This window comes from Bacillus sp. F2HM (assembly GCF_019266135.1).
Taxonomy (GTDB): domain Bacteria; phylum Bacillota; class Bacilli; order Bacillales; family Bacillaceae; genus Bacillus; species Bacillus safensis.
The window spans coordinates 16,582-37,433 of sequence record NZ_LRMO01000012.1 but is presented as its reverse complement, the minus strand read 5'-3'; the positions used below and the strand labels follow the sequence as shown (position 1 = coordinate 37,433).

18 protein-coding genes are annotated in these 20,852 nt (G+C 40.9%); all 18 read right to left on the bottom strand.

What is annotated here, in order from left to right; translation table 11 throughout:
- Window positions 1-22: 22 nt before the first annotated feature.
- The 18 genes from srlE to spoVE all read right to left on the bottom strand — a co-directional run bounded on the left by srlE (window position 23) and on the right by spoVE (window position 20,819).
- Window positions 23-1,033, bottom strand: coding sequence for a PTS glucitol/sorbitol transporter subunit IIB (srlE, locus tag AWT60_RS08945; RefSeq protein WP_041108918.1), 1,011 nt, complete (start codon window positions 1,031-1,033; stop codon window positions 23-25).
- A gap of 13 nt (window positions 1,034-1,046) precedes the next feature.
- Window positions 1,047-1,577 carry a PTS glucitol/sorbitol transporter subunit IIC gene (gene srlA, locus AWT60_RS08940; RefSeq protein WP_024424246.1) on the bottom strand — a complete coding sequence of 177 codons (531 nt, stop codon included), beginning with the start codon at window positions 1,575-1,577 and terminating at the stop codon, window positions 1,047-1,049.
- 18 nt (window positions 1,578-1,595) lie between these two features.
- Window positions 1,596-2,027, bottom strand: a complete 432-nt coding sequence (locus AWT60_RS08935; RefSeq protein ID WP_087977397.1) for a transcriptional regulator GutM — start codon at window positions 2,025-2,027, stop codon at window positions 1,596-1,598.
- Window positions 2,028-2,039: 12 nt separating this feature from the next.
- Window positions 2,040-3,284: an NAD(P)H-dependent oxidoreductase gene (locus tag AWT60_RS08930; protein WP_087975473.1), complete on the bottom strand. Its 1,245-nt coding sequence runs from the start codon at window positions 3,282-3,284 to the stop codon at window positions 2,040-2,042.
- 244 nt (window positions 3,285-3,528) lie between these two features.
- Window positions 3,529-4,467, bottom strand: coding sequence for a sugar-binding transcriptional regulator (locus AWT60_RS08925; RefSeq protein ID WP_218677146.1), 939 nt, complete (start codon window positions 4,465-4,467; stop codon window positions 3,529-3,531).
- A 150-nt stretch (window positions 4,468-4,617) separates the two neighbouring features.
- The gene (gene sigG, locus AWT60_RS08920) at window positions 4,618-5,397 is read right to left on the bottom strand and encodes an RNA polymerase sporulation sigma factor SigG (RefSeq protein WP_034317964.1); all 780 of its coding nucleotides are present in this window, start codon (window positions 5,395-5,397) and stop codon (window positions 4,618-4,620) included.
- Between the two features lie 143 nt (window positions 5,398-5,540).
- Window positions 5,541-6,260 carry an RNA polymerase sporulation sigma factor SigE gene (gene sigE / locus AWT60_RS08915; RefSeq protein ID WP_007499746.1) on the bottom strand — a complete coding sequence of 240 codons (720 nt, stop codon included), beginning with the start codon at window positions 6,258-6,260 and terminating at the stop codon, window positions 5,541-5,543.
- 58 nt (window positions 6,261-6,318) lie between these two features.
- Window positions 6,319-7,248 (bottom strand): sigma-E processing peptidase SpoIIGA, encoded by a 930-nt coding sequence (gene spoIIGA, locus AWT60_RS08910; RefSeq protein WP_041108912.1) that lies wholly within the window; start codon window positions 7,246-7,248, stop codon window positions 6,319-6,321.
- A gap of 250 nt (window positions 7,249-7,498) precedes the next feature.
- Complete coding sequence (locus AWT60_RS08905; protein WP_218677145.1) at window positions 7,499-11,815, bottom strand: S8 family peptidase; 4,317 nt, start codon at window positions 11,813-11,815, stop codon at window positions 7,499-7,501.
- A gap of 301 nt (window positions 11,816-12,116) precedes the next feature.
- Window positions 12,117-13,262: a cell division protein FtsZ gene (gene ftsZ, locus AWT60_RS08900; protein ID WP_024426931.1), complete on the bottom strand. Its 1,146-nt coding sequence runs from the start codon at window positions 13,260-13,262 to the stop codon at window positions 12,117-12,119.
- Between the two features lie 33 nt (window positions 13,263-13,295).
- Window positions 13,296-14,618 carry a cell division protein FtsA gene (gene ftsA / locus AWT60_RS08895; RefSeq protein WP_041108908.1) on the bottom strand — a complete coding sequence of 441 codons (1,323 nt, stop codon included), beginning with the start codon at window positions 14,616-14,618 and terminating at the stop codon, window positions 13,296-13,298.
- Window positions 14,619-14,777: 159 nt separating this feature from the next.
- Window positions 14,778-15,146: a small basic family protein gene (locus AWT60_RS08890; RefSeq protein WP_003210988.1), complete on the bottom strand. Its 369-nt coding sequence runs from the start codon at window positions 15,144-15,146 to the stop codon at window positions 14,778-14,780.
- Window positions 15,146-15,871, bottom strand: a complete 726-nt coding sequence (locus tag AWT60_RS08885) for a DUF881 domain-containing protein (protein ID WP_076839526.1) — start codon at window positions 15,869-15,871, stop codon at window positions 15,146-15,148. Before AWT60_RS08885 ends, AWT60_RS08890 begins: the two co-directional genes overlap by 1 nt.
- Before the next feature lie 20 nt (window positions 15,872-15,891).
- Entirely contained in the window at window positions 15,892-16,581 is a 690-nt protein-coding gene (locus AWT60_RS08880; protein ID WP_076839525.1) for a DUF881 domain-containing protein, read from the bottom strand.
- Complete coding sequence (locus tag AWT60_RS08875) at window positions 16,578-17,357, bottom strand: cell division protein FtsQ/DivIB (RefSeq protein WP_076839523.1); 780 nt, start codon at window positions 17,355-17,357, stop codon at window positions 16,578-16,580. Before AWT60_RS08875 ends, AWT60_RS08880 begins: the two co-directional genes overlap by 4 nt.
- Before the next feature lie 125 nt (window positions 17,358-17,482).
- Entirely contained in the window at window positions 17,483-18,394 is a 912-nt protein-coding gene (gene murB / locus AWT60_RS08870; protein WP_076839522.1) for a UDP-N-acetylmuramate dehydrogenase, read from the bottom strand.
- 31 nt (window positions 18,395-18,425) lie between these two features.
- Window positions 18,426-19,520, bottom strand: a complete 1,095-nt coding sequence (gene murG, locus AWT60_RS08865) for an undecaprenyldiphospho-muramoylpentapeptide beta-N-acetylglucosaminyltransferase (RefSeq protein WP_075622993.1) — start codon at window positions 19,518-19,520, stop codon at window positions 18,426-18,428.
- Between the two features lie 198 nt (window positions 19,521-19,718).
- Complete coding sequence (gene spoVE / locus AWT60_RS08860; RefSeq protein ID WP_003212197.1) at window positions 19,719-20,819, bottom strand: stage V sporulation protein E; 1,101 nt, start codon at window positions 20,817-20,819, stop codon at window positions 19,719-19,721.
- Between the last annotated feature and the right edge of the window lie 33 nt (window positions 20,820-20,852).

The window sequence follows — 20,852 nt, the reverse complement described above, 5'->3', positions numbered from 1 at the left end:
CTCGATTCCTCCTTTAATACGTTTAATACATACCGAAGCTGGCAACGTATGCGATCACAACAGATAGAACCCCTGTAATAAGACGGCTATACAAAACAGCTGGTACCCCATATTGTACCGTTTCCGGCTTCGCTTCACCAAGTGACAGCCCCACTGGAATAAAATCACACCCTACTTGACCGTTGATGGCAAATAGTGCAGGAAGTGCAAATTGAGGCGGAATGTTTCCTAGTGCAATTTGACTACCAATCAGAACACCGATGACTTGGGCAATGACTGCACCAGGTCCTAAGACAGGTGATAGGAACGGCAGTGTACAGACCACAACGAGCAGTAAAAGCCCCCAAAGAGATCCTGCCAAAGGTGATAGAAAATGGGCAATCAGATCACCGATTTTTGTATAATTGATAATTCCAATTAACATACTGACAAATGCCATAAATGGAATAATGTTTTTCAAAAGCATATCAACAGAATCACGGCCGGCCTGGTAGAACGTACCGGTGACTTTCCCGATTCCGCGTGAGAATCTCATCAGGAAATTGCCTTTTTCCTGCCGCTCAATATTTTCCTCTTTCAGCTTTGCATACGTTTCTTTGAAATTCTCTTTGTCAATCGACTCACTGTTTTCCTGACCTTCTGCTTTCGACTCACCATCAGATGCTTCTGCATAGGAAATATCTTTTTCTGTTACGCCTGATACGAAGATATCTTCTGTAATATGTTTAGCAAGCGGCCCAGAAGGAGAGGATGCCAAAACGTCTACAGTTGGAATGCGTTTCATTGGATAAAGTCCGATTCGCGCCGTTCCCCCGCAGTCAATGACAACACACATCATTTCATCTTCTGGTATAGAGTTTTTAAAGCCGTCACATGCTTCTGTCCCTGTCATTTCTGCAATTTTACGTGCAACCGGGTGAATGCCTCCCCCTGTAATGGAAACAACCTTTCTTCTTTTACCAGTTGGTTCAAGCTCTAAGCCTTCTCCCCATCCGCCAGCACCTTTTGCAACAAATACTTTGTGGTTTGTCATGTCTAACCCTCCCCTATTGTGAATTCGCTTTCATTTTTCCTGCTAAATATTTTGTAATCCATTCAGTAATGATTCCGCGTAGTAAAATGACGACGATCCCGACTAAGAAGTAACGAACAGCAAGCTCTGACATTGAATATCCAGCTTCTTTAATCCCGTTCGCAATTCCTAAGTAGACAAATAGTTCTCCTGCGTTGGCATACGGGAACAGTGATGTCACCGGATGAACAAATGAAACAGCTGAATCATAGAATGCTGGTTTTTGTTTTTCAGGTAAGAAGCGACCAAACGTATAAGCCATTGGGTTTGTCAAAATAAGAACAGATAAGATCGGCATTAACGTGTAGCGCAAAATGGTATATTTCGCTGCAAACTGAATGGCTCTATTCACTCGCTCTTCTCCAATAAATTTCATGACAGCATAAGTGAAAGTAAGTAACACAACAAGCGTTGGAACGATACCTGTAATCAGACCCATGAATTGCTTTCCGCCGGCTTCAAACATTCCGATAAAGTGCTCTCCAAACCATTGAATCCATTCCATGTTTCATCTCCCCTTTCTTTAGTTCACATTTGTTATATTTTTTTTCGAAATCGAGACAAGTGCCTGCTCAGCCGCCATGGAAAGTGCTTGCATGACAGCTGGCGCTTTTTTGCGCTTTTTCAACGTCTTCTTCATCATGTGGTGCTCGTCCAGCACAGTCCCTACATGCTTGCCTTCATATGCAGGGACTTCTTTAAATTTAGATAAGATCGATACGCCGCCAAGCACATGGCATTTTTGAATGATATACGATTCATCCACAATGATGAGCGCAATGGCCCCAGGGCCAACTTTGCGCCGTTCCATTCCTGAAAATAAGTGATAGCCCTGTTTCCCTCTGTAGTCATCAATCAGTGAGTCCATGCTTTTGCGGTAATACTTGATTTGAATAAAAGATAACCCATACTGCACAATGAGAATGATACAAAGTACGATTGCTAATTTTTCCATAGCTTCACGTCCTTATGATTGAAATAAGTGATCTTGTAATGAACGCAGCTTCCAGACGGTTGTGTTTGAATCAAGCTCTACATCATCATGAGTAAGGAACTGTCCTAATTTGATGTCTTTTTTCGCTACAACTTTTCCGCTGATTAAGCCAATTGGAATGTGACCGTTCGTTTTCATGTCTTGATGCGTTTCAAGTACACCTCTTACGGAGAATCCGCCAATTCCGTCAAGTGATTCCCCTGCTTTAATATCTCTTTTCGCAACAGCGACTGTTTCTGACACTGGTACACCAATCGGGTGGATCGATGAATCATGCTGTAAGACCGCTTTTGCGATGGTAACAGGTGTTTCAAGACTCGCTAAGTGGAAAGGACGGTAAAGCGTGTAGTGAGGACCTTTTCCAACTTTTAAGTAACGAAGCTCTTCATCTACTGGCTCTAGATCACTCTTGACGATAACGAATACGCCTGGAGCAAGTCCATTTACATATTCAACGACTCCGAAGTGATCGAGCACGCCGCCTTGTTGTTTTTGATTCAATTTATCTGCTACATTCTCTAAATTTGCTTCGACTCCGTGCATACCGACTTTATCTGGCAAAAGCCCTGTCGCGTTACTTAATAAGTTCATTTCTGCCATTGTTTTTGTTCCGTCTTGGAAGGCAGCGAGCATATGTGCACTCATATGTTTACTATCTGCTTCTGCTTTACACGTATCTGGATTTGCTTCTGGGAAGAATGGGTTGTTCTTGCCTTTCCCAGCAACGAGCACCTCAAGTCCCATTGTTTTTGCAAATTCATATAATTCTAGTGTTGCTGCCGGTTCGTCTCCAGCTGATCCAGAATAAACAAGTCCTGCATTTGTGAATAATTTATGCATCACCAAACCGATGGTAATATCAACTTCTACATTTAAAAGAACGAGATGTTTCTTTGAATTAAGCGCTTCCAAAGAAATGTTTGCTCCGACCTCTGGCACTCCTGTTGCATCTACGACAACTTCCACAAAATCTGATTGAATTACTTCTCTATAATCATTTGTGACGACCATTTGATGCGGCTTCGCATGCTGCTTGTAAAAATTCGCTGCCTTCTCTGCTGCACTAAGGTGAATATCACAAACACCTGCTACAATCATGCCTGGAATTTTAGAAATTTGTGAAATAAGTCCAAAGCCCATTTGGCCTGCCCCAATAATTCCTACTTTGATTGGATCTCCACTGCGTTCTCGAGCTAACAACTGTTGATAGATTGACATCTAAATCATCCTTTCAGGTTTTCTTGCTTCTCGGGTAGATTGCTAGAAAAATAATCTGAAACTTTTAACAAATGTTATAAAAATTAACAAAAATCTGTTTATTGTAACATTTGTTATTTTATTTATCATTTGTTATGAACTTAGTTTATATGATGTGTCAACTTTGTGTCAAGCTAAAATCGATAAAATTTTCAATCTTTTTGAGTCTAAAGACTCAAAAAAACTACCTAATCATATTAGGTAGTTACTTTAATAAGGCATCTCCTGTTCGTTCATCCGTAATTAATACATGTATTAATCCACCTGCTAATGCTGCCCGGATCGCTTCAACTTTTTCTTCTCCTCCAGCGACACCAATGACAAGCGGGATTTCTTTCAGCTTTTGCGGGCTTATGCCCATTACCCTGTCGTTCCATGGGTGAGGATACACTTCCCCTTGGTGATCAATAAAGTTATAGCAAATGTCACCCGCTACATCCTTCGCTTGAAGAATATCCTCCTCACCGCTTGTCATATAAGATTTCACCATCGTTGAATGCTGCGGAACCCCGCCAATCCCGACAACCGCAATATTTGATGATTCTCCTAGTTCAATCACTTTTTTGATTGACGGCTGCCGAATTAGTACATCCTTCGCTTCTTTCGTATCAAGCATGACAGGCACATGTAAAAACTCACATTTAGATTTGAGTGCCTCTGTGCATCTCGCAATAATATAATTGGCATGGATATCAACATCTTCGTTTCCCACACCCCCGACAAGCGGAACAAATGTCACGGATGGGTAATGCTGAACTGACGTAAGCGCTTTCGCCATTTCATGCAAAGTGGTTCCTGAGGAAAAACCGATAACTTGTCCATCCTTCATGACTTTTAATAAAAAGCCAGCCGCCGCAGCGCCGATTCGGCTTTTTGTTGTTTCTTGGCTGAGCGTTTCCACACAGACGACTTCTCGCAGCCCGTATTTCCGCTCTATTTTTCTTTCTAAAGATCCATATTGTTGATTCATTTCATCATGAATAATGATTTCCACGATTCCTGCTTCACGTGCTTTTGCCAAATATTTCGATATGAGTGAACGGCTAACCCCAACCGCTTCTGCTATTTTAGATTGAGTGGCGCCTTCTTCATAATACATATGCGCAACCTTAATGAGCAGCCTTCTTTCATCATGGAATGTCATAATAACCCTTCTTTCCGCTTAAGTGTTTCCTAACAAATGATATCTTAAATAACATTTGTTAAAAACAGATTAAATGAAAAAAATAACAGAGTCAATACTAGAGACGTGCTCTTTCCAAGAATGAAAAAAGCCGCACATGAAGCGGCGGCTTTAAAAGATGTTTTTATTCATTTGTTTGATGGCTGCTTTTTCAAGTCTTGAGACTTGTGCTTGAGAAATCCCGATCTCTTCAGCGACTTCCATTTGCGTTTTTCCTTGGAAGAAGCGTTTGCGAAGAATCATTTTTTCTCGATCATTCAGTCGGCGCATTCCCTCTTTTAAGGCCAATTCCTCTACCCATTGTGTGTCTTTGTTCCGTTCATCACTAATTTGATCCATCACATAAATCGGATCTCCTCCGTCATTATAGATCGGTTCAAACAAAGAAACAGGATCTTGAATCGCATCTAGGGCAAAGACAATTTCCTCATGAGGCACTTCCAGCACTTTGGCAATGTCTTCTGCCGTTGGCTCCTTGCTTGTCTCACTAATCAGCCTCTCACGAACCTGAAGCGCTTTGTAGGCAATATCTCTTAGTGAACGAGACACCCGAATTGGGTTGTTATCACGCAAGTATCGACGGATTTCTCCTATGATCATAGGGACCGCATAAGTTGAAAATCTGACATTGTGGCTTAAATCAAAATTATCAATTGATTTCATTAATCCGATACAGCCTACTTGGAAGAGATCATCCACATACTCGCCTCTGTTGTTAAAACGCTGAATCACACTTAAAACCAACCGCAAATTGCCATTGACTAGCTTTTCTCTTGCTGTATCGTCACCCTCATCTTGCAGCTGTCTGAACAATTTTCTCATCTCTTCGTTTTTCAGAACAGGCAGTTTGGAGGTGTCGACTCCGCAGATTTCCACTTTATTTCTGGACACTTTTTTCCCTCCCTACAGGAGCTGTTGTACAAAGTTCAGTATCTCCTTGGGATGGAAAAATATGCACGAGTGATGACGAGAATCATGAGAAAAGAAGTTGATTCCTTTGACAGCAGAGGGACAGAGCTTTTTTAAAAATTTTTTTAGACCATTTTGTTAAATTCTTTTTGTAATCGTTTAATAATTCTTTTTTCAAGCCTTGAAATATACGACTGGGAAATGCCTAGCATGTCAGCGACATCTTTTTGGGTTTTTTCCTCACCGCCAACCAAGCCGAATCTGAGCTCCATGATCTGTTTTTCACGGTCATTTAATTGCTCCAGCGCTTTTTTCAAAAGTTTTTTATCTACATTTGCTTCAATATCCCGTGTGATAATATCATCATCTGTTCCAAGTACGTCTGATAAAAGCAGTTCATTTCCGTCCCAATCAATGTTGAGCGGCTCATCAAACGACACTTCTGAACGAATTTTATTATTTCGGCGCAAATACATCAAAATCTCGTTTTCAATACATCTCGAAGCATACGTCGCAAGCTTGATCTTTTTTTCTGGGTTAAATGTATTGACTGCCTTAATTAGACCAATAGTTCCAATACTAATTAAATCCTCAATATTAATCCCTGTGTTTTCAAATTTTCTTGCGATGTAGACCACCAACCGCAAATTTCTTTCAATCAGGATGGCCCTTGCTGTTTGATCACCTTTTGGTAATTTGACAAGCAGTTCCTGCTCTTCATCCTTTGATAATGGCGGCGGCAGCGCCTCACTACCACCAATATAATAAATCTCATCACTCTTAAGACCTAGCTTCATGAGGAGTTTATACCAGTAGTAAGTGAGTTTAAATTTTAATTTTTTCATCTTCTTCTCCCTTCTAAATGTCAAGTTGACCTCGTAAGATAAAAGACATCACCAAAACTTAAGACACCCCTTGGATGATTTTTCCGTCTAACATATCTGGATGAATGATGGATTGAAATTCCTGATCTGCTGATAAACCGCTCAGACTCATGCCTACAAAACACTTGGCTGGCTGGATCATATGCGTTTTTGAATAAATGATGACCGTATCTGGTTTTAAGCATAGAAGAAACCCTTGATCATGACCGACCGCTCGATATGGAACAAGTCTTAAACGATCAAGAAGCGGAAATTGATCATCGAGCTTTTGCATCACTTCAACAGGATGAGACTGCTTCATAAGCTCTATAAATGGCTCTCCGCAAATGGACATGAGCTCATCTGCTTGAACGATCATCACAGGTGTTTTCGTCATAGGATCATACAGCTGATTGCCAGAATCGACGAGTCCCTTTAAGCGGATGGTCTCTCCTTGAATGTGTATCTCCGCAAGGACTTGTTCATCAAACTGTCTTTTTTTCGCACCGACCTCTCCTAATCGTTTCTTTGAAAACAGCCAAATCGCAGGAAAGCCGGTTAAAACAAAAAGCCAGCTAATGGGATCACCAAAGCCATCATTTTGTGAAATCAGTAGCCCGTCTTGAATAACAGTATTGGTTTGTAAAAACGAATGAACCCCGATCATGCCTCCTCCCATCAAAAATGTGACAAAGTAAAAAGCAAACAGGTTTTGAAAAAAGGATCGAAATCTTTGAAATCCAAAAGTGACAAGCACGATCAAGACAGAAAAAAGCAGTTTGCCTAAAGGGTGTGACACAAACATTGCAAATGGTGTAAAGAGCAAGAGAACAATGCTCGATCCAATCAGAGCTCCTAACATATATCGCCGTTTTTTTACTTGTCGTTTGAGAATAAATGCAGTGAGTAAGAGAAGCAATAGATCAAAACAAAAGTTTAACAGCCAAATCACATCTAAATAAATGACCACCTTCTGCTCCTTTCATCTGAAACAAAGAATCAAAAGCAGTACTTGCACTTGTTTGTACCAGTATAAAACAGCCAAGAGATGGAAGTCTGTCAATTCTTGTTGGGGATGATAGAGAACTTTTGGTGGATTGTTATTGTTTTTGTCGAGGAATGAGAGCACAAAGAAAGAGAGTGTGCTTCCGGACAAGCTTACAAACAATTATTCGAAACGAAAAAAGACACGCTCCAAGGAGTTGTGCCTTTTTAAAGGATTATTTTTCATTGATATTTAATGTGCCTGGAGCCTTTTGTCGAGTAACATTTCCATAATCATCCCGCACAATCACTTCAATGACTGCACCTTTTGCTTTAGCGGTAGAAGTAGCTGTCCAGTAGCCTTCATATGTTCCGCCGGCTACCTCACGAAGCGGCAGCTCTGTTGTATTTTGCAGCTTTGATCTCGCGTTTGTCAGCGGCATATGAATGACAAACGTTGCGTCTAGCTTTTCTCTGCTGTTAAATGAAATTTTAACAGACTCACCTGATGATAGATTGACATTCTCTGCTGGTGTCAGCTTAGAAATCTCAGGCGCTTCGTATTGAACATCGATATCGACTTTTTTAGTCGTTTTGTTTCCTGCTGCATCTTTTGCTGTTACTTTGATCGTATTTTTCCCGTTTTCAAGCAGGATTCTTGCAGAATATTTCCCATCTTTTATTGCTGCTTTTTTTCCATTCACAGTGACCTCATCAAGATGATCATCCGTCACCTTTCCTTCTACAGTGAGTGATTCTTTGTTAGACTTTTCCCCTTTTTTTGGTGTATCTATCGTTAAAACTGGGGCTGTTTGATCAATGATCACCTTGACTGATTTGGATTTTTTCGTTGCGCCTTTATCCGTAACAGTAGCAGCCGTGAATACATGCTCTCCGCTAGACACTGTAACCTTCTCTTTGAAAGCACCCGACTGATCTGCTTTCACTTTGGCAATCTCTTCATCGTTTTGATAGATCGCTACATCAAGCCCTGGAGAGGCTTTACCTTCAATCTCCAGTTCATCTTTGTTCGTGATCGTTCCAGCCTTTGGAGATGTTATTTCTGGTACATCTGCTTCATATTGGACAAGCGCACGAATCATATAATTTCCCTCTTCTTTTGGGGAAGGAGAAAAGGCACCGCTTGTCAGCTGCCAGCTTCTTTCAGCATTTGGTCCATCTTCATCTGTTGCAAGGCCTGGAGATTCCGTATTCTTTTTCGTTTGAATATAGACAAGATAGAAATCTCCATCCACCGTAATGGCTTGATCTTCTAAATCTACTTTTGTCCATTCACCATTACGCAGCGCATTCGCTTTAAAAGGTCCCGCAATTTTTTCACCTGGAGCGCCGTCCTTCCCAGAAGCATCATACACTTCAACCGCAAATTCATTCCCGCCAGGGGCTGGCCACTCTGTTGTCCAGAAACGGAAAAGCCCCCCTGTGACCTGCGCTAGTTTCTTCCCTTTTTCTAATGAAAATTTCACCGCCCAGCCATTACCAGGATCATAGAACGCCCGCGCATTTTCAGGTGTTCCGTCATCGTAGCCAATTTCGCCAGCAAAACCGATGAAAGGTTCCAGCTTGATTGCTTTTTCAAGCGGCTTTTCTGTCACATCGGCTGTAAACGAATATCCTTTAAACCCTTTCGCAAATACTTTGACTGTATACACACCGCTCAATGCCTCTAGAGAAAACTCGCCAGATTCATCTGTTTTCACCGGCTCAATTTTCGCATCCTCTACAAGATAAACCGTAGCATCCTTTACTTTTTCACCCGTTGTTTCATTGACAATTGTGCCAGATATCGTTCGTTTTTCTAGTGGCTGCAGGGAGAAATTTGCCTCTGCTTGATCATTTGCAGAAATATTGACTTTTTGTGTGCGTGATTCAAAGCCATATGCTTCAGCTTTCACTGTAAATTCCCCTGCACCATGAGAAAGCTGATATCTCCCTGTCGCTTCATCTGTGTACGTGGACTTGCCGCTTTCAAGAACACTGATTTCTGCCTTCATCGGAAGAGCTTTGATAGACGGAGCATCTAAGCTTTTTTCCTTTTTCATCTGGACATGTTTTTCTTTTATTTTAGCCGGCTTTGCACTATTCGGATCGACAGGTTTCTTCTGCTCCTGTGCTGGCTTTTCTTTTTTGATGACGCCAAGCTGTTTCTTTGCCTTTTGAGGCAAGGCTTGATCTGTTATTTTCACATCATCTAAATAAAAACCGTCTTTTGTCACACTGCCATCCGTTCTTATCTGAAAAATAACTCTCACGTTCTGACCTTTGTAGGCAGATAAATCAACTTCTCCTTTTGTCCATCCACTTGTTTTGCCTGTGTAGGCTGCCACTTGGACAGCATCTTCCCCCTCAGGCTGCACATGCATATGCACATAGTCATAATTTGCTTCAAGGTCATGCCAGTATTGATATTGTAAAAAGGAGGCGCCTGACTCAGGTACCGCAATCATCGGCATAGATAAATGAGCATCTGTTTGATTTTCATAAGGACTGTCTAGGTTTGTGGCGTAGACATGATCTCCAGTAAAGGCCTGTTTCGGACCTGTGGTCGGCTTCCCCCACTGCCAAGGATCTTTTGTTCCACCACTGAACCATCCACTTGGCCAAGCTTCAAAATCTTGCGAGTAGCCAGTCGTGATGGATGTTTTAATCGGAAGCGTATACGGTTCTGATGCAGCTTCATTTTCTCCAAAATCTTTCACAATCCATCGGTACGTGACGTTTTCTCCCTCAAGTTCTGGGAGCTGGACAACATATGTCCCTTTTAAATGATTTCCATCCGTTCGTTTTGCTTGCAGCGTCTCCCTTTTCCCTTGATCCACTTGATAGCTCAAGGAGACATTTGTCACCGCTACTTCATCTTCTGCTGTAATACTTAGAGGTGTTGGTGTAGAGGCAAAAATTTCATTCGGTCCTTTATGAGAAAAAACAGGTGGTTCTGTATCTTCTCCCTCTTTTGTTACCTGTCCTTCAATCTTGCCAATTCCATCTGTTAATGCTGTGATGGCTTCTTTTGCATCAACTAATCCTGCCCCATAGCCATTGTTAGGGGATTCCGGGAATTGCTGATCTGTCAGCGGTTTTGCAGTATCAATGAGAATTTCTTCGATCTCTTCAACAGACAGATCTGACTGTACTTGGCGCAGAAGAGCCACAACAGCTGAAACATGCGGACCTGCCATCGAGGTTCCATTCCAGCCATCCTCATACCCTTTCCCAGGAATAGAAGAACGAATATTTACCCCTGGGGCCGCAATATCTGGTTTCATGACCCCATATGGAGAGGGACCTTGCAAAGAGAAAGAACCCAGTTTGTTGTTTTGATCTGTTGCACCCGTCGCAAAGGCTTCGGGATAGTTCGCAGGATTTGCAATAGATCCCTCACCGCCAGGGTTAAATAAATCCGTATTACCAGCTGAAAACTCTGGGAAGATGTCCGCTGCTCTCCAAGCATTGACCACATCTTTATACCAATCATCAAGACCGGGTCCACCGCCCCAAGAATTATTGACCACATCTGGCGCCTTTTCTGGATGAGGGGTTCCGTTTTCATCTTTTGGAGCTAAAATCCATTCACCTGCCTCAAGCAGATCAGCATCTGATCCACCATCTTCTGAGAAAGCTTTCACCGCGATCCATTTTGCACCTGGTGCGACTCCAATTTGATTCTCTCCATTTGGCTCAGAGCCAACCATCGTTCCCGTTACATGTGTACCATGCTCTAAATCATCGTATGGCGCTTTAGAACCTGTCGTTGCATCGTACCAATTGAATTCATGAGAGGGTTCATTCGGACGTGCAGGGTCAAATCCGCGGTATTTTTCTTTTAATGCAGGATGATCCCATTCCACACCTGTATCAATACTTGCCACAACGGTACCAGTTCCGTCATAGCCTAAAGCCCACGCTTCTGGGGCATGAACGTGAGAAATGTTCCACTCGATTCCATCTGCTGCTTTGATTTGTTTGTTTTTCTTTGAAGTCTTCAAATCAACAGGACGATGGATTTGACGGATTTCATTTGGCAGCACTTGATCTACTTCTGGGAAGGAAGCCACCTTTTCCATGACTTCTTTCGTTCCCGTCACAGCGAGACCATTCACAATATAGTACGAATGAATATCCTTCACTTGCTTTTTCTTTTGGGCTTTTTGTAAATAAGCAAGCAGCGCTTCCTGCGTCTCTTCAGACGTCGCTCTTAGTTCTGATACGACAGCTGATCTTTTTGTGTACTGCGTTTTAGCAGCTGTTAACTTCTGTTTTTTGGCTTTTGACACAGCATCCTTCGCCACTTTTTTGACATTGGTTTGTTCCTTCATTTTGACTAAAAAGGTCACCTTGTCTTCTTGTTGAAACTGTTTCATTAATCTAGATGAGATCTTTGCTTTTGTTTTCTTGGAGGAAACAGCTTCCTCTTGATATGAGGTAGAAGTCGATTTTGCTTGAACCATCCCAAAGCTTGTCATCGTTAAAGTACCAATCACCAAAAGACTCATCAAACGATAGCCGGCGGTTTTGCGAAACTTCACTTTCAATCAAATCCCTCCTCCTCAAATGGTCAAACAGTGTATGGGTTTAACTCCTCCCTTTCCTTTGTTCATGACAAGATTCATGGTGTTCTATTTAATGTAGTCAAATAAAGTTCATCATTTTGTCGCTTTTTGTAATAGGATTTAAAAATGATTCTTTTTACTTAATCACTCTAAGTCGAAATACATATGTTGGATAAAGTAACCAAGACACATTTAAGACTTTTTGATTAGTAGTGATACGGGTTTCTTTATATATTAGACATGAAAAATCCCCTTCCGGTGGAAGGGGATGAGTGATACTCGATTAGCGTTTATTACGGTTGCGCAAGAACGTTGGGATATCCAGCGTATCATCGCTTGATTGTGTATTTTGTCTCGGCTGAGATGATGACTGCTGATGTTCCTCACGCTTTACTTCACGTTTTTGAGGAATGGATTGATTTTGCTTTAATCCTTGCCCTAATGGATTTCTTTGTGGTTTTGACACCTCTGGCTCTTGCTCAATAAATCCAGTTGCGATCACGGTTACCACAATTTCATCCTTCAAGTTATCATTGATGACAGAACCGAAAATCATGTTTACATCTTCATCAGATGCAGAAGCCACAATGTCCGCTGCTTCTTGTACCTCATAAAGACTTAGGTTCGTACCACCAGTAATATTCATGATGACACCTTGTGCACCGTCGATTGCCGTTTCCAGAAGTGGTGAAGAAATAGCTTTCTTCGCAGCTTCAGCGGCACGATTTTCACCAGTCGCAACACCGATACCCATAAGAGCAGAACCTTTATTGGACATGATCGTTTTCACGTCAGCAAAGTCAAGGTTAATTAAACCTGGTGTAGCAATAAGATCTGAGATCCCTTGAACACCTTGTCTTAGCACGTTATCTGCTGCACGGAATGCTTCAAGCATTGGCGTGTTTTTATCAACAATTTCAAGCAAGCGATCGTTTGGAATGACGATTAATGTGTCAACTGCTTCCTTCATAGAAGCAATTCCTTCGACTGCTTGAAGCTGACGCTTTCTTCCTTCAAATGTGAAAGGACGAGTCACGACTCCAACTGTCAATGCACCAGAATCTTTTGCGATTTTTGCAATGACAGGTGCAGCACCCGTACCAGTTCCACCGCCCATACCGGCAGTAACAAAGACCATGTCTGCGCCTTTTAATACTTCTTCAATCTGTTCTTTGCTTTCCTCAGCAGCTTTTTTACCGACTTCAGGATTCGCACCTGCTCCAAGCCCTCTTGTCAGCTTAGCACCGATTTGCATTTTCGTTTCTGCTTTTGATAGATTTAACGCCTGTGCATCTGTGTTGACTGCAATGAAATCGACACCTTGTACGTCATTTTCGATCATTCGGTTGACAGCGTTATTTCCGCCTCCACCTACTCCGATTACTTTAATTGATGCTAGGCCGTCTATATTTGTTTCAAACTCCAACATGCTGAATCCTCCTAATCCGTCGAAAATCTAATTCTATTCCCAGAACATATTAAATAGTTTTTTCATTTTGCCCGGTTTTTTATTTGTCTCTTCTTGTGCTTTTTGTTTTACTTTCGGTCTTGGCTGCGCTTCTTTCACTTGTGGTGCAGAAGAAACCGGCTCCATGGATGCGCCTACTTCATGAAACGCCTCATCCGGCATTTGGAATCCAACTTGTCTGCCCTGAATCTTTGCATTGCGATAAGCAAAGTGGATCAGACCCACTCCTGTCATATACTGAGGTTCTCTCACCCCAATATAATTCGGACTTGCAATTCTAACATTGTTTTGCAAGACCGTTTGTGCAAGAGAAAGGATACCTGGTATAGCTGCCTGTCCACCTGTTAGAACGAATCCGCCAGGCAAATCATGGACACCCATATTTCTTAATTCCTCTGCCACAAAGAGCAAGATTTCTTCCAGCCGAGCTTCGATGATATTAGCCGCTTCAAGCTGTGTATACGTCTGTTTCTGGTCGGTACCGATGACAGAAACTTCAAATGTTTCCTCAGACGATGCCTCATCATAAAACGCATGTCCAAATTGTTTTTTGATTCGTTCAGCTTCTTCAGTAGAAGTTCTAAGTCCTATAGACAAATCTTTTGTAATGTTCTCTCCGCCCAAAGGGATACTGTGAGTAGAATAGAGATGCCCGTTTTCAAATACGGAAATCGTTGTAGATCCGCCGCCAATATCGACGAGAGCTACCCCTAGATTTTTTTCATCTTTCGATAATGCTGCCGAGCCCGATGCGAGCGGCTGCAAGCAAATATCCATAATTTCAATTCCAGCTCTCTCTACACATCGGAGCCAGTTATGTAGAATCGTTTTAGAACCTGTAATTAACGATCCATCCACCTCTAGCCGAACACCAAGCATTTTTTTCGGATCAGTGATCTCATCTCTTCCGTCGACGATAAATTGTCTCGGGATGACGTCTACGACGAGATGTTCTTGAGGAATAGATACTACCTGTGCAGCATCTAAGACACGTCTCACATCTTCAGCATGTATTTCTTTGTTTTCACTAGATACTGCGACCACGCCGCTCGTATTCTGAACATGAATGTGGTTTCCGTTAATTCCGACAATCGCCTTTTGTAATGGAAAACCTACCATTCTTTCAGCCTGTTCAAATGCTTGTCTAATAGAATGAACTGTCTCATCTATATCAACAATCGATCCTTTTTTTAACCCTTCTGAAGGGACATTTCCAACACCTATAATGTTAAGCGAATCATCCGCCATTTCTCCGACGATGACTTTAATATTGGATGTACCGATGTCAAGGCTGACGTAAATTTCATTGTTGTTCATTCTATGGCACCTCCTCACATATCAATACTTTCTATTCTATTATTTGCTGAACAACAATACAATGAATGTGTTTTTACAAGTGTGTAACAAAACTTAAAAAATCAACATTTTTTATTAGGATTACTGAAAATATTCGTTACATCATATGTATATCCTTTTTTATGACTCACTTTTTTTCTTTTTTTCTCTAGAAATTGTCCATTTTGTTAGTAGAATTCTTCGAATAACTGCTATATTTTGAAACAATCTAACGCCGAAAGCAAACATTCCGACTAAATACAAGTCTACACCAAGATGGACGCCCAGAAAAGCTAAACTTATTGCAAGTATAATATTAAAGAAAAAGCCTGATACAAACACTAGTTCATCGTATGCCCCTTGCAGATGTGCCCTGATTCCACCAATCAATGTATCAAGTGCAGCAAGTACAGCGAGGGAAAGATAATTAGAATACTCATTCGGTATCGTAAAATTTGTTAAGAAACCGATCGCAACTCCTATGATTAAGCCAAGTACAGGAAGCCACATTAAGATTTTCCCTCCTTTACATCGTCAAGAGGCTTCAACTCGTTTAACTGAATCGCACCGTCATATGCTTTTAATTGAATTTGCGGCTTCGGCTGGCTAATACTTAAGCCGAAATTTTCCTGAGCAAATAAATCACCAATATCTGATACATTTAAACGGCTGTATAATTTGTCGGCCTGGTCGCTGATCATCTTGATGGTCACTTCATCACCATCTAAGCTGTAGCCATCCATTTTCGTCGTGCCATTAATATCTCGAATCACACTTGTATTAATCACACGGTGGTCATTAATGGAAATATGTTTTGCCCCATACATATTGGCTTCGTTGATTAGCTTTTTCAGAAGATCAGGCGGGATATTTTTCACTTCTTCCCCGGTCAGATCCTTGGAGAAAAGCTGAGAGATGTCAACCTCAATTCCCTCCCCTGTCACTTCTGTAAAACCAGCCTTTTCTTTTAAATCTTTTAATGTTTTTGTTAGTTGAGCTTCTTTTGATTGATCTCCTTGATGACCATACTTTTTCAGCATTTCATCATATTTATCAATTTCTTTCAGTAAATCCAATTCTTTACTTTTAGATGCAGATAAATCCTCTCTTAGCTCCCACACATCGCGAGTATCACGAACTTTGGGCTTTTGCAATGAATTAAATTGGATGGAGACCATGATGCCGAATATCACCATTAAGGCTGTCAAACTAAGTAAAGGCTTCTTTTTCCTCAACACCACTCACCTTTTCACTTTTAATCTTTGTGTTTTAAAAGAGGATTCATACGAATATCCTTTTTTTCAATCGTCATCGAAATGTGATCACTTGTCAGCTGATCGACCACTCCTCCTGCAATATTTAATGCAGGTATTAACACAGCCGGATCACCAATAGCAGAAATAACAAATGGCGCTGGATGCTGAACCCCGTCAACTGTGACAACTGGGCCGTTACAATGTATGTATGATTGGTGTGTAATTCTCTGTCCATTAATAGATACGGCAGAGGCCCCTGATATAAACAGTTCGTTTATCACATGAAAAATGTGGCTCTCATGAACAATGTAATTATTGACATTTTGTCCACTCGGGATATAAGATGCATCTTCAAGGGATACTTTTACCCCTTTTCCTTTTACACCGATCTCTCCTGTAAACATCCTGTATTTCTCAACATCTTCCAATACATTAAAATACTGCTCTTTTTCATTTTTCAAATTGTACTCAGTGGCTTGAACCTGTGATTGAAGACTGTATAATTCTTTTTCAAGTTTCTGATTCGCCTTTTCTTGCTTTGTCAGCTGACTTTTCAAGGAGTATTCTTTTTTCCATTGCTCTGTTCGAATGACATCTGCCTGATGCTGCTTAGTATATTGGTATGAAAAAGAAATCAGAAAACCAAGAACAAGCATGACAATTGAGAATATAACTGTTTTGCCTCTCAACGTTCATCTTCCTTTTTCTTAGATTTAAACGCTTCAAAATACGTCGCGACTTCCATATGGATTGTGCCTTTTTCAGATGGCGAAAGTTCTTTTACAATGGCAGGATAGGTTTTCATTTTATTAGCGAATGTTTTAATTGATGCAATCACGGTGTTCCCGTCATTCATATAAAATTTAACGAGCCACTGGTTTGAGCTTGTTGGCACATAATATATTTCTGAGATGAGTTCCTGAATAGAGGCTGGCAGCTGATTTAAAGATCTAACCGTTTGCTTCAGCTTCTCTTTATTGTCCCAATCAACAAAAATAGGTCCTGCATGACTTGGTGTGACTTCTTCTGGTAATGCTGTCCCATTTTCAAGAAGCTCATAGTATAAATTTCCCTTTTGAAGATAAGCAATATTGGCATATTCTTTGACAGCAATACTAACCTTATTTGGAAAATGTTTTTTGATACTGACACTTTTAATCAGTTTGTTTTGTTTAATATGATCTGCTGTTAAATCTTTATTTAAATTCCAAAACTCTGTTTCGCCTTCTTTAATCTGGGAAAGTTTCACAAGCTGTTTTGTAGGGACATGCTCGTTACCCGTAATAGTTAAAGAAGAAATTTTACTGATTGGTGTCTGCAAATAAATAATGATTAAAACCATGATAAAAAACAGTAGAATAAAAGAGATTAGTCTCCGATTCGCTTTCTGCTTCCTTTGTTCTTTAATTTTAGGAATTCGTTCTTCTATATTGACGATCTTTTCATTTTCATGATCAGGCCGCATATATATTCTTCACCCCATTCAAAGCTGCTTGTCCACACCTTTGGGTCATCTTTTGATGAGAAAACAAACGGCATGAAAGAATGCCGTTTGTTTTCCTGCGATGCCATCATTCATAAAACTTGCTTTTACTTTGCTTCACCGATAATTTCTACTTCTGTATGCATATCTACATTGTAGTCATCTTTAATTTTCTTTTGGATGTACTGAATTAAGTCCAGCACGTCTTGAGCAGTAGCCCCGCCAGCGTTCACAATAAAGTTTCCATGCATATCAGAGATTCTTGCTCCGCCAATTTGGTACCCTTTTAAATTCGCTTTTTCTACAAGCTGTCCTGCATATTCAGGCAGCGGATTTCGAAAAATACTTCCGGCACATGGTCGATTATAAGGCTGTGTTTCCTTACGATAGTCTTTATTTTGCTGCATTTTCTTTGTGATTTTCTCTCGATCATCCTGTTTGAGCTTAAACACGGCCTCGAGAACAATGCCTGGTCGTTCCTTTTGAAGGACAGACGTTCTGTAGCTAAAGTTCATCTGCTCATTTGTTAGCCACTCGATGCTTCCATCTTCAAATAAGATTCTTGCTTTCACAAGAATCTTACTGATATCAGATCCGTGCGCACCTGCGTTCATATAAACAGCGCCGCCAATAGACCCTGGAATACCAGCTGCAAATTCCAGCCCTGAAAGACCCTGCTTACTAAGAGACGTTGCAAGCCTTACAACAGAATAGCCGCCGCCAACTGTAATTTCTTCATCATTTACAGTTAAGTGATCAAGTCCAGCGCCTAACTTCAGAACAACACCACGTATTCCTTTATCAAGTACGAGTAAATTTGACCCTCTTCCAATAACCGTCCACTCCGCGTGGTGTTTTTTTATCTGATCCATGATCGTTTTAACTGAATCGATATCTTTAGGAACGATCAATAGATCTGCCGGCCCGCCTATTTTCATTGTCGTATGATTTGCAAGCGGCTCATTTTCAAGCACTTTACCGACTTGCGCTTCTAATAATTCATTCTTCAAGTTCTCCATATTACCCTCCGCCTTACCTAATATCATTCCATCATGTAGTCGTAATTTCTTTTAATACATTATATAAACGTCCAGCCGCATCTGGTACTCCAAGTTCTTTTGTTAATCGGCTCATTTCGTTTAATTTTTCTTCATGACCAGCAATTTCATCAATGGCATGAAGGAGGCTTTCTCCAGAAAGCTCTGATTCTCTTAAAACGATTGCAGCGTCATGCTTTTCTAGTGATCTTGCATTGATTTCCTGGTGATTTGCCGTCACGTATGGGCTTGGGATAAAAATAGTTGGAATTCCAAGGGCTGTCACTTCAGCAATCGTTGTGGCACCGGCTCTTGCAACAATCACATCAATCGATTTCAAGTACTCCGGCATTTGATGCAAGAAAGGCTTTGTGATCATATTAGGTGCTGCACCTTTTTCTTTTAGTTCGTTCAGCACTTTTTCATAATGAACCTCACCCGTGATATATAAAAGCTGATAGTTCTTAGCCTTTAATTCATCTTGCATGTCAATGACTGCTCTATTAATCGGCGCAGCCCCCCGGCTCCCGCCAAAAATAAGAACCGTTTTTTTCGTTTCATCCAGCCCAAACTCCTTCAGAGATTTCCCCTCTTTTATAGAGACGACTTCAGAGGCTCTAGGGTTTCCCGTAAATACAACCTTTTCAGAAGGAAAATGTGCCTTTGCTTCTTCAAAGCAGATGGCTACCTTATCAACATATCTTGCTAGAAACTTATTTGTGATACCAGGCAGGCTGTTCTGTTCGTGAATAATGGTCGGGATTTTCAGCTTAGAAGCTGCATAAACGACAGGGCCGCACACATAACCACCTGTTCCAATGACCGCATCTGGCTTAAATTCCTTTAAGTAAGATTTGCTTTTTTGAACGCCTTTTAGAAATCTCATCACCGTTTTTACGTTATCAAAGGAAAGCTTTCTTTTAAAACCTGAAATTTCTATGGACTTGAAAGGGATATTTTCTCTTTCTACAATTTTCTTTTCAAGTCCATTTTCAGTACCAATATATAAAAATTCTACATCAGGATGCAGTCTTTTCACTTCTTTAATAAAAGCTAAGGCCGGATAAATATGTCCGCCTGTTCCGCCTCCACTGATTACTATACGCATTATACCATTTCCCCTCAATTTTTTTCTGCTCTGAACAAAGTATAAACCCTGTTTTAAACAACAGGGCTCCGTTAAAACCTGTAAAGAAGAGTCAAAAAACATGTTTCCAATACAAAATCTGTCATTTCTACTCTTCAAATCATTTTTTTGTACTTTTGCAAAATAAATGTCATCATGGTTTCATGAACTAGAGCAGCATTAATATCTAGCGTACCTGCTTACATTCAAGAGTACCCCAATTGCCATCAGCATTAATGTCAGTGATGAGCCGCCATAACTTAGGAATGGGAGCGTGATACCTGTCACAGGGATAAGTCCAGTAACAACTGCGATATTAATCATCACTTGAATGGCAACCATTGAAATAATACCAACTGCTAGGAAACTTCCATATAAGTCTGGGGCTCCAAGTGCTATTCGTATGCCTCTCCATAATAGAACACTAAAGAGCAGCAAAATGAGTGATCCTCCAATAAAGCCAAGCTCTTCAGACAATATTGCAAAGATGAAGTCTGTTTGAGGCTCAGGTAAATAAAAGAATTTTTGTCTACTTTGACCGAGACCCATTCCGAACAGACCGCCTGGACCAACAGCGTATAAGGATTGAATAATTTGAAACCCACTGCCTAGTGGATCTTCCCAAGGATTTAAGTACGATGTAATTCGTTTTATGCGGTAGGGCGCTGATAAGACTAGTGCAGCAAATCCGCTGAGCCCTATAAGACCGAGAAATATAAAGTGAGCAATTCTCGCACCTGAAACAAATATCATAATAATACAGGTTCCAACCATTACCGTCCCTGTTCCCAAATCTGGCTGCAGCATGATGATGGCAAATGCAGAAAACACAATGCCTAATGCTGGTGCGAAACCTTTACGAAAGGATGTGATATTTTTTTGTTTTTCAGATAAGAATTTTGCAAGAAACGCAATCATCGCAAGCTTCATAAATTCAGAGGGCTGAATACTAAACGCACCGACACCGATCCAGCTTCTTGATCCATTTCTCTCCATACCGATACCAGGAATAAGTACAAGCAGCAAAAGGAGAAAACAAACAGCAATCAATATCTTTGACCAAGTCCGCCACGTCCAATAATCGACTCGCATAATGAAAAACATCGCGATAACTCCGATTCCGGCAAACAAAAGCTGTCTTTTTGCAAAATAAAACGAATCATCAAATTTATACGATGCCCACACAGCACTAGCGCTGTACACCATAATTAAACCAATCGTCAATAAAAGTAACGTAATGACAACAAGCAAAAAGTCCGGAGAAGTTTTCTTATTCGTCAAGAGACCGACACCCCAAGCATAATTTCATTTGGG

Excerpts from the sequence above, each read along its gene's own strand:
- srlE (WP_041108918.1), bottom strand. The coding sequence starts at position 1,033 with ATGACAAACCACAAAGTATTTGTTGCAAAAGGTGCTGGCGGATGGGGA.
- sigE (WP_007499746.1), bottom strand. The coding sequence starts at position 6,260 with ATGAAAAAATTAAAATTTAAACTCACTTACTACTGGTATAAACTCCTC.
- AWT60_RS08930 (WP_087975473.1), bottom strand. The coding sequence starts at position 3,284 with ATGTCAATCTATCAACAGTTGTTAGCTCGAGAACGCAGTGGAGATCCA.
- murB (WP_076839522.1), bottom strand. The coding sequence starts at position 18,394 with ATGGAGAACTTGAAGAATGAATTATTAGAAGCGCAAGTCGGTAAAGTG.
- AWT60_RS08890 (WP_003210988.1), bottom strand. The coding sequence starts at position 15,146 with ATGTGGCTTCCTGTACTTGGCTTAATCATAGGAGTTGCGATCGGTTTC.
- AWT60_RS08935 (WP_087977397.1), bottom strand. The coding sequence starts at position 2,027 with ATGGAAAAATTAGCAATCGTACTTTGTATCATTCTCATTGTGCAGTAT.
- ftsA (WP_041108908.1), bottom strand. The coding sequence starts at position 14,618 with ATGAACAACAATGAAATTTACGTCAGCCTTGACATCGGTACATCCAAT.
- ftsZ (WP_024426931.1), bottom strand. The coding sequence starts at position 13,262 with ATGTTGGAGTTTGAAACAAATATAGACGGCCTAGCATCAATTAAAGTA.
- srlA (WP_024424246.1), bottom strand. The coding sequence starts at position 1,577 with ATGGAATGGATTCAATGGTTTGGAGAGCACTTTATCGGAATGTTTGAA.
- AWT60_RS08925 (WP_218677146.1), bottom strand. The coding sequence starts at position 4,467 with ATGACATTCCATGATGAAAGAAGGCTGCTCATTAAGGTTGCGCATATG.
- AWT60_RS08875 (WP_076839523.1), bottom strand. The coding sequence starts at position 17,357 with ATGCGGCCTGATCATGAAAATGAAAAGATCGTCAATATAGAAGAACGA.
- murG (WP_075622993.1), bottom strand. The coding sequence starts at position 19,520 with ATGCGTATAGTAATCAGTGGAGGCGGAACAGGCGGACATATTTATCCG.